Here is a 12,047-nt window from a genome sequence, read left to right on the forward strand (position 1 = left end):
CGGTGACCCTCCTGAAGAACGTCAAGGCTGCGGGCTGGCGAGACGTGAAACGGCCGTGCGCGGTGCGGAGGCGACTGCTACGGTCGTCCGCATGTGTTCCGTCATCCACAACTGGCAGGCCCTGCGCACCCGGTCGACGCGCTGACCGTGGTGTCGGCCGTCGCCGACACCGGGTCCCACGTCCACCGTTCACCTCAGGATGACGAGGATCTTTACCATGCGCGCAGACTTGCGCCCCACTTTCGTACTGGTTCACGGCGGCTCCAGCAACGCCCGGGCCTGGGGCCCGTTGCAGAACGAGCTGGCCTTGCTCGGGTACCGTTCGCACGCCGTCGACCTGCCCGGTCACGGCGACCTCTCCGATACCCCTGCCGCCTACTACCGGCAACCCCAGGACGTCACGGCGCTCGCCGCCGCGCCTTCCGCGCTCCGCGGTGTCACGTTGAAGGACAACGTGTGCCACGTGCTGGACACTCTGCGGCGGCTCGCCGCGTCGGGGCCGATCGTCCTGGTCGGCAACAGCCTGGGTGGTCTGACGATCAGCGCCGTCGCCAACGCCGCACCGGAGCTGCTCGACCGGGTGGTCTACCTCTCCGCGCTCTGCCTCAGCGATCCGGCCATGCTCACCGAGGCGTGGGACGTGGTCGACGACAACCTGCTGGACGCCGCAGTGGCCCGGATCGCCGTGCCGGGCGTACCCGATCCGGGCGTGGTCCGGCTGAACTGGCGGGCCGCCCACGCCGATCCGGATCTGTTCGCCGCGTTGAAGGCCGCCGTCATGGCCGACTCGACGGACCACCAGTTCCGGCTGCTGCTCGACTCCCTTGACCCGGACGAGACCTACTCGGCGATGGAGCCGGGTGCGGTGGTCCGGGCCGACGCGTGGGGGCAGGTGCCGCACACGTACGTCCGGCTCTCCGCCGACCGAAGCCTTCCCCTGGCGGTCCAGGACCACATGATCCGCACGGCGGACGAGCTGACCCCGCACCATCCCTTCGACGTGCGCACCCTCGCGGCCTCGCACGTCGGCTACTTCAGCCGGCCGCGGGTCTTCGCGGAGCTCCTGATGAGCCTCGTCTGAGACGCCCCCGCACCCCGGGCGACCGGGGTGCGGGGCACACTCCCTCGCAGGCCCTCGGCCAGACGTCGCCGCAGGTAGTCCCGGGATCGGCCGCCCCATCGCAGACGGCTGAGGACGATGCGATAGAGGGCAGTCTTGGCGTGCGGTCATCGCCGCGATTCAGCCTGCGCCGCTGGGTCTTTCCGGAACACGCCTCGACCGGACGGTGCCGCAAAGCGCCAAGGAGCAGCACTGCATTGGCCCGAAAGTGCTTGGGCTGCTGAATGCGCCACTGCCAGCAGGGCCGTAACGCCTGCGCCCGCAGGCCGTAGCAGGGGGCGACCACGGCTGATCAAGGACATGCAGGCTTCGGGCGCGGCGGCGACCCGCCGCGCCGCGAAGCGGACGCGGAGCCGGACTCACCCGGCCACGCCTCGGCCGGTGACGCCCCGCGGGCACGACGAGGGACGCAGCGCGCGTCGCTCGCTCTGACGGTGGTGACGAGGAAGGCCAACGGCCGGCCTCGCCCGTCGCAGGCCAGGTGGATCTTGCTGGTCAGCCCGACGCGGAGCATGCGTGCCCACTTTCCTCGAGCCCCTTTTGGCGGCCGTGTGCTGGGCCTGCACGCCGGTCACACTCTGGATGGTCACGGGAAAGGGCGACAGCGTCTTGGTCGTCCCGCTCGTCGGCCTGCCTTGCAGATCGGCGTGATCGTTCAGCGAAAAAGGAGCCGTACTGTCGGCGGCAGAGGTGACACCATGCGGTGTCATGGCAGATGACAACACCGGTACGTTTCAGGCGGGCCAGACGGGGCTCATCGTCCGGATCCCCGAGGCGGAGCCGGCCGTCCGCGGGTGGCGTGAAAGGCTCGACCCCTCGGCCCAGGCCGAGGTTCCAGCCCACGTCACCGTGCTCTTCCCGTTCCTCGACGAGAGCCGCATCGATGCGCTCGTCCACTCCGCTCTCGCGGACGTGCTGGGCGGCCACCAGGCCTTCGACCTGCAGTTCGAGAGGTGTGGACGGCTCCCGGAGGTGCTGTATCTCGTTCCCGAGCCTGACACGCAGTTGCGGAAGCTCACGGAGGCGATCGCTGATCGTTGGCCTGAGGCTCCGCCGTATGGCGGCCGGTTTGCCGAGATCGTGCCGCACCTGACCATCGCTCAAGGCCAGGAAGGCGCCGTCCTGGAGGAGATCGAGGCCGACCTCGCAGGCAGGCTCCCGTTCACGTCTCGCGTCACGTCGGTTGAACTCATCGTGCACGACGGTGTGAAGTGGCAAGAACGAGCGTCGTTCGCACTCGGAGAATTCGGCAGGTCATGAGGCTTGGGCGACTTGGGAGAGTGGACCAGCATGGGCTCCGGTCAGCAGGCTTCAGCGTGCTCGGGTGCTGACAAGTCGGTGGGAGTCGGTGCCGGTCTCGATGATGGTGCCGTCGACGGTGAGCCGGTCGACAATGGCCGCCGCCGCCCTGGAGGCATGCGCGGGCCCGTCACCCGTGTACGGCACCTGACAGGTCATCGCGCCAGCAGATGGTGTTCTCGCCGGTGAGGCGGCGGGCCATGAGGTCGGTCATGGCAATGTGGAGCAGGGCCTCGGAGCAGGCGGGGAGAGTCTCGTAGTCGCGGGCGAGGCGGCGGTGGCGCATGAGCCAGCACCAGTAAGGCCCCTCATGCAGCTCGTCCTCGATCCGCCGCGCGGCGTGGCTCCCGTCCGGCTGGGAATGACGCTCGACGAAGCGGTCGCCGCGGTGTCGGCCTGGGGCGCGCCGCAGGTGTACCCGGCCGACGCGGTACGCGACTTCGACCTGGTATCCACCGAGTACGACGGCATCGCCTTCCAGGCGGCCCTCGAACGCGACCACCGGGTCACCGCCGTCACCGTCTGGGGACCCGATGAGGACGAAGACCCCGACGTCCAGATCCTGCTGGACGGCCTCGACGTCTTCCGCACCCCTGCCGTCGAGATCCTCGCCCACGCCGCTCGGAAGGGCCGGCACGACAACAACGACGACCCGCGGGCCCCGTACATCCCCGGCGTCACCCTGGCCTTCACCCGGGACACCTCCCAGGAGGTATCGCGGGACGAGAACGGCCTGCCGATCTACTTCACCTCGGTGCTCGTGGCCGACGAGACGTATCGGGAGAAGTGACGAAGGCCAGATGTCGACAAGGCTCGTCAGCGGTGCTCGCGTCACCATCCAGGCCGGCCGACATAGGCCCTTCCGGGTTCTACCAACATAAAGGGGAATCGACGGCCTCCGCTGAGTGAGCGGGCTTGCCGGTTGGTGCCGGCGGGCCGGGCGAGGCGGCGGCCGGACTTCGCGTTGATCCGGTCAATGGACGCGCCAACTGTCCTGGACGCCGGCGCCATCACGGCGTAGCCCCGGGAGGCAAAGCAGCTGCCCGGGGCCGGCCCTGAGGTCTGGTCACTTTCGCCAGAACAGGTGGTGCGTCACCCCGCTCGGGCTGGGCACGACCTCCAGGTGGAACCGGTCGAGCAGCTCATCGGGTGACTCCCAGAGTCGTACTCCGGACCCGAGCTTCACCGGCGAGACCGCCACGTGCATGGTGTCGACGAGGTCGGCGTCGAGGAACTGCCGGATGGTGGTAGCCCCGCCGCCGAGTCGGACGTCCTTGCCCTGCGCCGCCTTCCGGGCCTGCTTGAGGATCGTGGCAGGGTCGCCGTCGACGAAGTGGAACGTGGTGTCGGAAAGCGTGAGCGAAGGACGCTTGTGGTGGGTCATGACGAATACCGGGGTGCGGAACGGGGGCTCGTCACCCCACCAGCCCTGCCACTCGTGGTTGTGCCAGGGCCCGCGCTGGGGACCGAACTTGTTGCGGCCCATGATCTCGGCGCCGATGTTGCGTGCGTAGTCCCGTGTGAGGTAGTCGTCCAGGCCCCGGCTCCCCCCGGGGGCGGTGCGCATGGGCCAGCTCGCCGTGGCACCGGCCCAGGCGAACAGCCTCTCGGGTTCGACATGACCGAACGGCCTCTCAAGGGTCTGGTCCTCACCGGCACCGATTCCGTCACTCGAGACGTTGAAGTTCTGGACTCTCAGTAGCTGAGCCACGTGCTCCTCCTGTGTTGTCGACAACGGTGGTGAGACTTGCCGGGCCGGGAAAACTCATCGCTGCGTCCGTGAGCGGTCAGAAACTCGGCTACCCAATATTCTGATCTGTGAGGTTTGCGCGGTTTGGGAAGGCTGCTGTGGTGAGGGAGGTGGTCAGGCATTGGACGACGGCGTCCCAGTCCTTCTCCAAGCCGCTGGCGAACGTGTGGAGTCCGGGCAGATGCTCGGCGCGGCTCGCGGCGACCCAGTCTTTGAGGTGCTGGCCAGAGCGTGTTGTGAGAATCTCGGCGAACGTGCGGGCGTGCCTGTGGAGGCGGTGCGTTCGAGGCACTGGGCGTGGACGGTGGCGAACCTCCGGCGTTCTTCGTCGCCCAGGTGATCGGGGTGGCGCATCATCCAGCCGGTAATCTGTCGGACGCCCGGTGGAGCCGAGGCAACAACACCTACGCCGGCGGCGTCTCGATCGCTGGTAGTCGCTGATCGTCTGGCTCCTGCCGCGGTGGCCGAACTTCTGGAGCTCGGGGTGGAGATGGATCGCGTTGGCGAATCCTGCTGCCCAGCGTATGTCCAGGTGGGGATTGCAGGGTCGCGCCGGCTGGGCCTGGGCCGGTGACGCCCGCTGAGTGATTCCTCGGGGACTGCAGCTTGTGCGTTGCGGCGGACGGTGTTGCCGCCCATGTGCAGTTCTCGGGCAATCTCGCGGATGCCATGTCCCTGGGCCGGCCCAGGGCCGGCACACAACACCTCCCACCGCGAGGTCCGCGCCCGCGTCGAGCGGGTCTTCGCGCGGATGAAGAACTGGGAGATCCTTCGCGACCGCCGTCTGAAGGGCGACGGCATTCACACCGCGATTTCGGCAAGCCCCGACTGCACAACCTTGCCCTCACGGGATAACTCCCGCCCACACTCGACCGCCTTCAAGCGAGGCCCGAGGAAGACGGCTCCCCACCTCGCCGGCTCGGAGGATGCTCAGTCGAGACAGAACTCGTTGCCCTCGATGTCCTGCATCACGATGCACGACTCGTTGGTGCCATCGGCAAGCAGCGTTTGCACGTGTACCGCGCCGAGCGCGACCAGTCGTGTGCACTCGGCCTGGAGCGTGGCGAGGCGCTCCTCACCCACGAGCCCGGTGCCGGCCCGCACGCAGAGATGCACCCGATTCTTGACGACCTTGCCTTCGGGAACGCGCTGGAAGAGCAGCCGCGGGCCCACGCCTGAGGGATCAATGCAGGAGAACCATTGCACCTGATGCTCAGGCGGCAGCGAGCGATGGTAGTCGTCCCACGTGTCAAACCCCTTCGGCACCGGCGATACGGCGTACCCCAACACCTCGCACCAGAAGCGAGCAAGGCGCTCAGGTTCTGCGCAGTCAAAGGTGACTTGGAACTGCTTGATCGATGACATCGGCGCACCATAACAGGGGGACTCTCTTGCTCATTCATCGGTGTGGATCCGCATGTTGTCGGGAGGTTGGCCCCTGCTAGCCGCTGCCTCGTCGTGCGGTCGCAGGGGGTGAACCGACGTCGATGCCTCCATGGGGTTGCCCGCCGTTCCGGACCAGACCGCGGCCCTCGCCGCGTTTCCCGACGGCAGCTGCCGACCCGGGGTCGCACCTACGGAGACGACTCATCCCGAGTGAGGACCCCGGATGCGCACCCACCCGAGCCGTGCACGCCCGCAATCCCGCCAGGCCCTTGGCCACCTTGGGCATCAGGTGATCAAACAGGACAGCCCGAGAGAACGACGCATCCCGCGCGGCGTAGCCCACTCGAAGTCACCTCTCGCCTCGGCCGGTTGGACCCGGGCGGCTGAGCCGCGCGCCCAGGCGGCGGGCCGCGTGGTCCAGTTCCCGCAGGGTGCCGAAGGGGACCACCGCCGCGCGGGTGGGGATGCGGACGCCGCCGGTCAGGGCGATCCGGGTGGCGGCGCCGTCCGGGGTCGGTGCGGCCGCCATGCCTGCGATCAGGAACCGGCTCTGCAGCCAGCACCAGCCGGGCCGCCGGTAACCTCGCAGGTGCGCGCGGAACCCGTACTTGCTATAGGCCAGCGCCTCCAGCCGGTCGCCGTCGGCGTGGAGGATCCGGATCCGCTCCAGGTCGGGGAGGAAGTCCAGGGCGGACATGGCTTGCCACGCCTCCTCGAAGGGCGCGGGGAGGACATGCTCGGCGACGCGGGCGCCGCGCACCCCGGCCGCCATTACGTGCAGCCGCTGGATCGGGTCTAGATCGTGCGTCATGCGGACCATGCCTTTCTGAAGCTCATCCGGGCCCGGTGCAGCCGGGACTTGGCTGTGCCGGGCGGGATACGGAGGGCCGCCGCCGCGGCCTCCTCGTCCAGTCCCTCCACGTCCCGCAGGACGAGTACGGCCCGGTGTTCGGGGGAGAGCCGGGCGAGGACGTCGTCGATGTCGGCGGCCAGCTGCGGATCCCCGCGCTCCGGTACATCGGCCAATTCGGCCGGCCGGGCCCGCGCGGCCCGCTGGGCGATCCGGACGGCCTCCCGGACCGCGATGGCCCGCACCCACCCGTAGAGCGCTTGCGGGTCCTTCAGCGACCGCAGTGACCGGAACACGGCCAGCAGGGCCTCCTGGGTGGCGTCCGGGCCGTCGGCAAGGGCGATGGGGGTGCAGATGCGGGCGATGTACGGGTTGAGGTGGTCAAGGAGTTCGTGCAGCGCGAGGGTGTCGCCGGCCCGGGCCGCCCGGGCCAGCGCCACCCCCTTGTCCCGCCTGTCACTGGTCGCTTCAGTCACTTCAGGAACTCTTCCATGGCCGCGTTCACCCGATCCGGGCAGTCCAGGGTGAGCGCGTGCCCGCACCCGTCGAGCACCGACACCCGTGCGTCCGGGAGCAGCCGGCCGAATCGGTCCGCCTGCCAGGAAGGGAGGACGGAGTCCTGGCGGCCCCAGAGGACGAGAACCGGCTGCCGGGTGGACGGAAGCGCCGCCTGCGTCTCCCGCCAGTCCAGGCCGCGCTCCAGCCGGTATATGGCGCGCCGGTTGGTGTCGAGCGTGCCTGGCGCCCAGGCCGCGTCCACGACCTCCTCGGTGACCCGGTCCTGGTTCACGAACAGCCCGCGTACGGCCGATTCGGTGGCCCCGCGGCCCGCCCCGAGTCCGGTCAGCAGCTCGCCGGCGACGGGCAGTTTGAGGGCCTCCCAGAGCGCAGGGTCCCGCTCGTGCAGCCCGGAGGAGGCGAGCAGGACCAGCCGGGACACCCGCTCCGGGTGCCGCTGGGCGTAGGCCAGGGCCCAGCCGCCGCTCCACGAGTTCCCGGCGAGCGCGGCCCGCTGGATGCCGGTGGCGTCCAGGAAGCTGCCGATGGCCTTGGTCATGCCGTCCAGGTTCCAGGTCAGGGAGCGGTCGCGTAGCTCCGTGAAGCCCTGCCCGGGCAGGTCGACCACGTACACCGTGTGGGTACGGGACAGGGCGGCGATCTGCTCGCGCCACGCGAACGTCCAGGAGGCGCCGGGGGAGAGCAGCACGACGGGCGAGCCGCCGGACCCCTGCTGCACGTAGTGGAAGCGGGCCACCGGCGTCTCCACCCACCGCGAGTCCGCCGGGGCGGCGTAACCGCGCTGCTCAGCCGGCTGGTAGGCGTACGCCGTGCCCGCGAGCAGCGCCACAACGGCGAGGGGCAGCGCGAGGAGCTTCCGGGGCAGCGGGCCGAGCAGGCGGGTCGCTGCCACCCAGCCGAAGCCCAGGCAGAGTGGGGTGTAGAGCACCAGGTTCAGCCAGTGGAAGGCGGGCCCGGCCCCGTCGCCGACGCCGAACGCCCACACCAGGCCGAGCAGTCCGCGTGCGAGCAGCCCGGCGGTGACCGTCCAGGCCGCGGCGGCGGCGAACCACCCGCCTCTCCCGTTGCCGCGGGCGAACAGGAGGGCGGCGGTGGTCAGCCCGAGCAGGGCCAGCGGTAGCACCACGCGCGGCGCGAAGGACACGACCCCGCCGAGGACGGCGAGGGACAGCGCCCGTTCGTCGTGCGCGGGCCAGGTCAGGCCGGTGGCCCAGTACAGGTGGGCGAGGCCGTCGACGGCGAACAGGGCGGCCAGCGCCCGCCCGGCCCGTTGTCTGCTGATGTCAACCACGAGTGACCCCCAGGGTGTTGGTGGAAGGACCGACACCCCGAGGAGGAGGCGCACAGGGAGAACGTTCCCTGTGGCCCTGGTCACATCGGGTCGGGCTGCTGGGGTTCGTACGTCGGTTTGATGACGGGGAAGGTCCCGCCCTGCGGGTCCGCGAGCGCCATCCGCTCGACGGGATGTCAATGGCCGGGGCCCGACACCGAGCCGCCGGCCCGCACCGCGACCGCCTGCACGCTGTCCACGTCCTCCACGGTGAAGTACGCCATCCAGTGCGGTGGCGTCCGCTCCGGGTGCTCGTCCAGTCCCATCACCTCCGCCACCGCACGGTCGTTGACCTTGATTTCGGCGTAGCCCTCGGCGCCGGGGATCTCCGAGGGGGACCGGCGGCACCGCGTCGTAGTAGGGGGCCGCGAGAAGTCGACCGCCTCGACCGCCTCGGCTGCTCGCTGGAGAACCTGATCGAGCTCATGAGGAATCCGAGGCACGTTCTACGAGTGTCTGACCGCTCGGCCCGCCGAGTCGTGCGAGCTGTTGGCCGCGGTGCTGTGTGCGGACGGTGCGGTGAAGTCCGTGGGTGATCTGACGCTGCTGCCGAGCCCCGTCGTGCCACGGAGCGATGCATGACGGTCAGAAGGGCCCAAGGGCGCCACGCCGAAATCCACCTGGTCAAGTCCTTGCTTGTGCAAGCAGATAGCTTGTCCTCTATGGATGCGCCCCAGGAGCACACGGTGCCGGACTCCGCGCCCGCCACCGACGCCGAGGACGAACGCTGGTGCATGGCGGTGCGATTGCTGGGCCGGATGGAGCGCCGGCTCGACGAAGCGCTGCGCCGGCGGCACGCCCTGCCGCTGTCCGAGTACCGGGCCATGTGCGCGCTGAGCCGGCCCGAGAGCGGCGGCGCGCTGCGGATGGGTGAACTGGCCGACCGCATCGGGATGAAGGACAGCTCGGTGACCCGGCTGATCGCCCGCCTTGAGGCGCAGGGGCTGGCCGAGCGGACCTCCTGGACCGGCGACGGGCGCGCCGTGACCGCCGCCATCACCGAGGCGGGCCGCCGGCGGTACACGGCGGCCACCTTCACCTATCGGTCTGCGCTCGGCACCGAACTCGACGCAGCCCGGGCCAACGTCCATCTCGCCGATCTCGCCGACTGGGTCCGGACCGCGGAGGCCGACGAAGCGGCGTGCTGACGCTCCGACCACCATTTCCCCTCCACCCAGGGAGTTCGCATGGCAACAGCGACCGAGCACTACGAAGACCTCCTCGCAGACCGGTACACCTGGATGCTCGGCGGCGACATCGTCGCGCTGGCCGAGGAGCAGTCCGCGCTGCTCCGTGGTCTCGGCGTCTCGCCCGCCGAGTTCGACGACGCCGTGGCCGTCGACCTCGGCTGCGGGTCCGGCGCCCAGTCCCTGGCGCTGGCCGACCTCGGCTTCCGGTCCGTCGCGGCCGTCGACACGAGCCGGAAACTCCTCGACGAACTCGCCCGCCACGCCGGCGATCGGTCACCGGTCAGGCCGGTCCTCGCCGACATCCGCACGGCGCTGCCGCACGTCACCGCCCCGGGGACGGCGGGCGTCGTCGTCTGCATGGGAGACACGCTCCCCCATCTCCCCGCCGCGTCCGACGTGGTGGCGCTGCTGGGCGACGCCCGGGAAGCCCTCGCGCCCGGCGGCCACCTGGTCATCACATACCGAGACCTCACCCGGCCGCTCCAGGGAACCGACCGCTTCCTTCCCGTGCGAAGCGACGAGAACCACCTGCTGACCTGCTTCCTCGAGTACCGCGACGAGGAGACCGTCGTGGTACACGACCTGCTCCACACCCGCACGGACGGCCAGTGGTCGATGCGGGCGAGCAGTTACCCCAAGCTGCGCATCGGCGCGGAGTGGCTCTCCGCCCGATGCCGTGCCGTGGGGCTGGAGATCGCCCACGACGCCGCGGGCCCCCGGGGCATGCACGTGCTGCACGCCCGCCGACCGTGAACAGAACAACCCGCCCACCGTCTCATGAGGAGAGCACATGGAGAGCCCGAGCCGTACCGCGCTGCTGGAGGACCTGATGGGGCGCTTCCCCCACGTCCCGCGGGAAGCCGTGATCAAGGAGGACCTACTGCGCGGCGGCATCGCCTTCGACGAGTCCGCGCTCAGCGGTACGGCCGACGGGGCTTCCGGTGACGTGAAGCCGAAGTCGTACTTCATCTTCTCCTTCGACCACCGGACCCTGCCGGAGCTCGGCGCCGCCGCGCTGAACCGCCCGCCCGAGGAGATCGTGCTCACCGGCGGCCCCTACGAACTGCGCCGCACCGTCGTGTCCGTCCGGGTAAACCCCGACTCCCCGTACACCGTGCGGAGCGGCGAGGACGGTGCGCTCGGTCTGTACCTGGACAGTGTGCGGATCGCGGACGTGGGCCTGCCTCCGATGCCGGAGTATTACCGACACGAGCTGTCGAACGGCAAGTCGGTGATGGAGGTCGCCCCGACGATCCAGTGGGGCTACCTCATCTATCTGACGGTCTTTCGGGTGTGCCAGTACTTCGGCGCCAAGGAGGAGTGCCAGTTCTGCGACATCAACCACAACTGGCGCCAGCACAAGGCGGCGGGCCGCCCGTACACCGGTGTGAAACCAGTGGAGGAGGTGCTGGAGGCCCTGGAGATCATCGATCGGTACGACACGGCGGGGACCTCTCAGGCGTACACCCTCACGGGCGGATCGATCACCTCGCAGGTCGGCGGCCGCGACGAGGCCGATTTCTACGGCCACTACGCGAAGGCCATCGAGGAGCGGTTCCCCGGCCGCTGGACCGGCAAGGTGGTCGCCCAGGCGCTGCCCCGCGACGCCGTGCAGCGTTTCCACGACTACGGCATCCGGATCTACCACCCCAACTTCGAGGTGTGGGACCGCCGGCTGTTCCAGCTGCACTGCCCAGGAAAGGAACGCTACGTGGGCCGCGACGAGTGGCACCGCAGGATCCTGGACTCGACCGAGGTGTTCGGGCCCCGCAACGTGATCCCCAACTTCGTGGCGGGTATCGAGATGGCCGAGCCGTTCGGCTTCTCCAAGGTGAGCGAGGCGATCGAGTCGACCGCTGAGGGTCTGCGGTTCTTCATGTCGCACGGCGTCGTACCGCGCTTCACCACCTGGTGTCCCGAGCCGACGACCCCGCTGGGCAGGGCCAACCCCCTGGGTGCACCGCTCGAATACCACATCCGCCTGCTGGAGACCTACCGGGCGACGCTGGAGGAGTTCGAGCTGAGCTCCCCGCCTGGTTACGGCCCGGCCGGTCCCGGGCGCGCGGTGTTCTCCGTCAGCTCGTTCATGGACAGCCTGGAGGGACTCGAGGATCCGTCGTCCTGACACCGCCCGCTTCCGCTTTCCGAGGACATGGAAGCGTACGCGATCAAGCATGACACCGAACTCCGATGCGGCCCCAGAGGCGACCTGTCTGTAAACGGCTTCGAGATGGAGCTGGGCGCACAGCGAGCCGGCGACACTGTGGTGACCTGGGCCCTGTTCTTCAACACCGGGGCGATCGCGGGCACCTCCTGGGACATCGCCCCCGCAGAGGTCTGGCACCACTGGTAGGCGCCCCCACCTCCAAGCAGATGACCGGGCCGCCCCCTTCGGTCATCTCGCCGACCAGATGACGATGCCTGCGAGGTGGGGGGCGGCGAAGGAGATGCTTGCGGTCTTGTCGTATCGGGTGGATCTCCCCGATTTCCACCCCACGATTGCCCTGCACGACCCAGCCCGCATCGTGCGTGACATCGAAGTCATGCGGCGCATCGTGGCCGGTCACGCCCGGGGCCCCTGGCCGTTACACCAGCCACCCCGA

The 12,047-nt window shown here is 69.6% G+C and carries 13 protein-coding genes and 5 pseudogenes; 8 read left to right on the top strand and 10 right to left on the bottom strand.

Features of this window, described 5'->3' with window-relative positions; all coding sequences use genetic code 11:
* Nucleotides 1–217: 217 nt before the first annotated feature.
* Entirely contained in the window at nt 218–1,081 is an 864-nt protein-coding gene (locus ACZ561_RS05055; protein WP_470989814.1) for an alpha/beta hydrolase, read from the top strand.
* Between the two features lie 50 nt (nt 1,082–1,131).
* Here the strand turns inward: ACZ561_RS05055 and ACZ561_RS05060 are convergent.
* A pseudogene (locus ACZ561_RS05060) lies at nt 1,132–1,300 on the bottom strand (transposase); the annotation flags it as partial.
* 211 nt (nt 1,301–1,511) lie between these two features.
* Nucleotides 1,512–1,628 (bottom strand): annotated as a pseudogene (locus ACZ561_RS05065) (IS5/IS1182 family transposase); the annotation flags it as partial.
* Between the two features lie 200 nt (nt 1,629–1,828).
* Between ACZ561_RS05065 and ACZ561_RS05070 the strand changes: the two are divergent.
* Nucleotides 1,829–2,380 (top strand): 2'-5' RNA ligase family protein, encoded by a 552-nt coding sequence (locus tag ACZ561_RS05070; protein ID WP_470989817.1) that lies wholly within the window; start codon nt 1,829–1,831, stop codon nt 2,378–2,380.
* Between the two features lie 51 nt (nt 2,381–2,431).
* Here ACZ561_RS05070 and ACZ561_RS05075 read toward each other — a convergent pair.
* Both ACZ561_RS05075 and ACZ561_RS05080 read right to left on the bottom strand, forming a co-directional pair.
* Nucleotides 2,432–2,530 (bottom strand): annotated as a pseudogene (locus tag ACZ561_RS05075) (IS21-like element helper ATPase IstB); the annotation flags it as partial.
* Nucleotides 2,531–2,549: 19 nt separating this feature from the next.
* Nucleotides 2,550–2,711 (bottom strand): annotated as a pseudogene (locus ACZ561_RS05080) (IS5 family transposase); the annotation flags it as partial.
* Between the two features lie 18 nt (nt 2,712–2,729).
* Between ACZ561_RS05080 and ACZ561_RS05085 the strand changes: the two are divergent.
* A complete protein-coding gene (locus ACZ561_RS05085; RefSeq protein ID WP_470989819.1) occupies nt 2,730–3,209 on the top strand; it encodes a hypothetical protein in 480 nt (159 codons plus the stop codon).
* A 276-nt stretch (nt 3,210–3,485) separates the two neighbouring features.
* Here ACZ561_RS05085 and ACZ561_RS05090 read toward each other — a convergent pair whose 3' ends face one another.
* On the bottom strand, nt 3,486–4,130 hold the full coding sequence (locus ACZ561_RS05090; protein WP_470989821.1) for a dihydrofolate reductase family protein: 645 nt from the start codon (nt 4,128–4,130) through the stop codon (nt 3,486–3,488).
* A 736-nt stretch (nt 4,131–4,866) separates the two neighbouring features.
* Between ACZ561_RS05090 and ACZ561_RS05095 the strand changes: the two are divergent.
* Nucleotides 4,867–5,024, top strand: a pseudogene (locus ACZ561_RS05095) (IS5/IS1182 family transposase); the annotation flags it as partial.
* 75 nt (nt 5,025–5,099) lie between these two features.
* Here ACZ561_RS05095 and ACZ561_RS05100 read toward each other — a convergent pair.
* The 5 genes from ACZ561_RS05100 to ACZ561_RS05120 all read right to left on the bottom strand — a co-directional run bounded on the left by ACZ561_RS05100 (nt 5,100) and on the right by ACZ561_RS05120 (nt 8,697).
* Complete coding sequence (locus ACZ561_RS05100) at nt 5,100–5,534, bottom strand: VOC family protein (protein WP_470989824.1); 435 nt, start codon at nt 5,532–5,534, stop codon at nt 5,100–5,102.
* A 370-nt stretch (nt 5,535–5,904) separates the two neighbouring features.
* A complete protein-coding gene (locus tag ACZ561_RS05105) occupies nt 5,905–6,366 on the bottom strand; it encodes a hypothetical protein (protein ID WP_470989826.1) in 462 nt (153 codons plus the stop codon).
* Nucleotides 6,363–6,881: an RNA polymerase sigma factor gene (locus ACZ561_RS05110; RefSeq protein WP_470989828.1), complete on the bottom strand. Its 519-nt coding sequence runs from the start codon at nt 6,879–6,881 to the stop codon at nt 6,363–6,365. The genes ACZ561_RS05105 and ACZ561_RS05110 overlap by 4 nt, the downstream gene beginning before the upstream one ends.
* Entirely contained in the window at nt 6,878–8,215 is a 1,338-nt protein-coding gene (locus ACZ561_RS05115) for an alpha/beta fold hydrolase (protein WP_470989830.1), read from the bottom strand. The genes ACZ561_RS05110 and ACZ561_RS05115 overlap by 4 nt, the downstream gene beginning before the upstream one ends.
* A gap of 176 nt (nt 8,216–8,391) precedes the next feature.
* Nucleotides 8,392–8,697, bottom strand: coding sequence for a VOC family protein (locus ACZ561_RS05120; protein ID WP_470989832.1), 306 nt, complete (start codon nt 8,695–8,697; stop codon nt 8,392–8,394).
* A gap of 219 nt (nt 8,698–8,916) precedes the next feature.
* Between ACZ561_RS05120 and ACZ561_RS05125 the strand changes: the two genes are divergently transcribed.
* Genes ACZ561_RS05125 through ACZ561_RS05140 form a run of 4 tightly spaced genes read left to right on the top strand, consistent with a single transcriptional unit; the run spans nt 8,917 to nt 11,797 of the window.
* Nucleotides 8,917–9,402 (top strand): MarR family winged helix-turn-helix transcriptional regulator, encoded by a 486-nt coding sequence (locus ACZ561_RS05125; protein ID WP_470989834.1) that lies wholly within the window; start codon nt 8,917–8,919, stop codon nt 9,400–9,402.
* A gap of 39 nt (nt 9,403–9,441) precedes the next feature.
* Nucleotides 9,442–10,197, top strand: a complete 756-nt coding sequence (locus tag ACZ561_RS05130; RefSeq protein WP_470989836.1) for a class I SAM-dependent methyltransferase — start codon at nt 9,442–9,444, stop codon at nt 10,195–10,197.
* Nucleotides 10,198–10,234: 37 nt separating this feature from the next.
* Entirely contained in the window at nt 10,235–11,569 is a 1,335-nt protein-coding gene (locus ACZ561_RS05135; protein WP_470989839.1) for a radical SAM protein, read from the top strand.
* A gap of 27 nt (nt 11,570–11,596) precedes the next feature.
* Nucleotides 11,597–11,797 carry a hypothetical protein gene (locus ACZ561_RS05140; RefSeq protein WP_470989841.1) on the top strand — a complete coding sequence of 67 codons (201 nt, stop codon included), beginning with the start codon at nt 11,597–11,599 and terminating at the stop codon, nt 11,795–11,797.
* The last annotated feature ends 250 nt before the right edge of the window (nt 11,798–12,047 follow it).

The sequence above is a fragment of the Streptomyces sp. NPDC039609 genome, from assembly GCF_055596705.1.

Bases quoted from the DNA above. Each gene is read 5' to 3' on its own strand.
- ACZ561_RS05055 (WP_470989814.1), top strand. From the start codon at position 218: ATGCGCGCAGACTTGCGCCCCACTTTCGTACTGGTTCACGGCGGCTCC.
- ACZ561_RS05070 (WP_470989817.1), top strand. From the start codon at position 1,829: ATGGCAGATGACAACACCGGTACGTTTCAGGCGGGCCAGACGGGGCTC.
- ACZ561_RS05085 (WP_470989819.1), top strand. From the start codon at position 2,730: ATGCAGCTCGTCCTCGATCCGCCGCGCGGCGTGGCTCCCGTCCGGCTG.
- ACZ561_RS05100 (WP_470989824.1), bottom strand. From the start codon at position 5,534: ATGTCATCGATCAAGCAGTTCCAAGTCACCTTTGACTGCGCAGAACCT.
- ACZ561_RS05105 (WP_470989826.1), bottom strand. From the start codon at position 6,366: ATGACGCACGATCTAGACCCGATCCAGCGGCTGCACGTAATGGCGGCC.
- ACZ561_RS05125 (WP_470989834.1), top strand. From the start codon at position 8,917: ATGGATGCGCCCCAGGAGCACACGGTGCCGGACTCCGCGCCCGCCACC.
- ACZ561_RS05130 (WP_470989836.1), top strand. From the start codon at position 9,442: ATGGCAACAGCGACCGAGCACTACGAAGACCTCCTCGCAGACCGGTAC.
- ACZ561_RS05135 (WP_470989839.1), top strand. From the start codon at position 10,235: ATGGAGAGCCCGAGCCGTACCGCGCTGCTGGAGGACCTGATGGGGCGC.
- ACZ561_RS05140 (WP_470989841.1), top strand. From the start codon at position 11,597: ATGGAAGCGTACGCGATCAAGCATGACACCGAACTCCGATGCGGCCCC.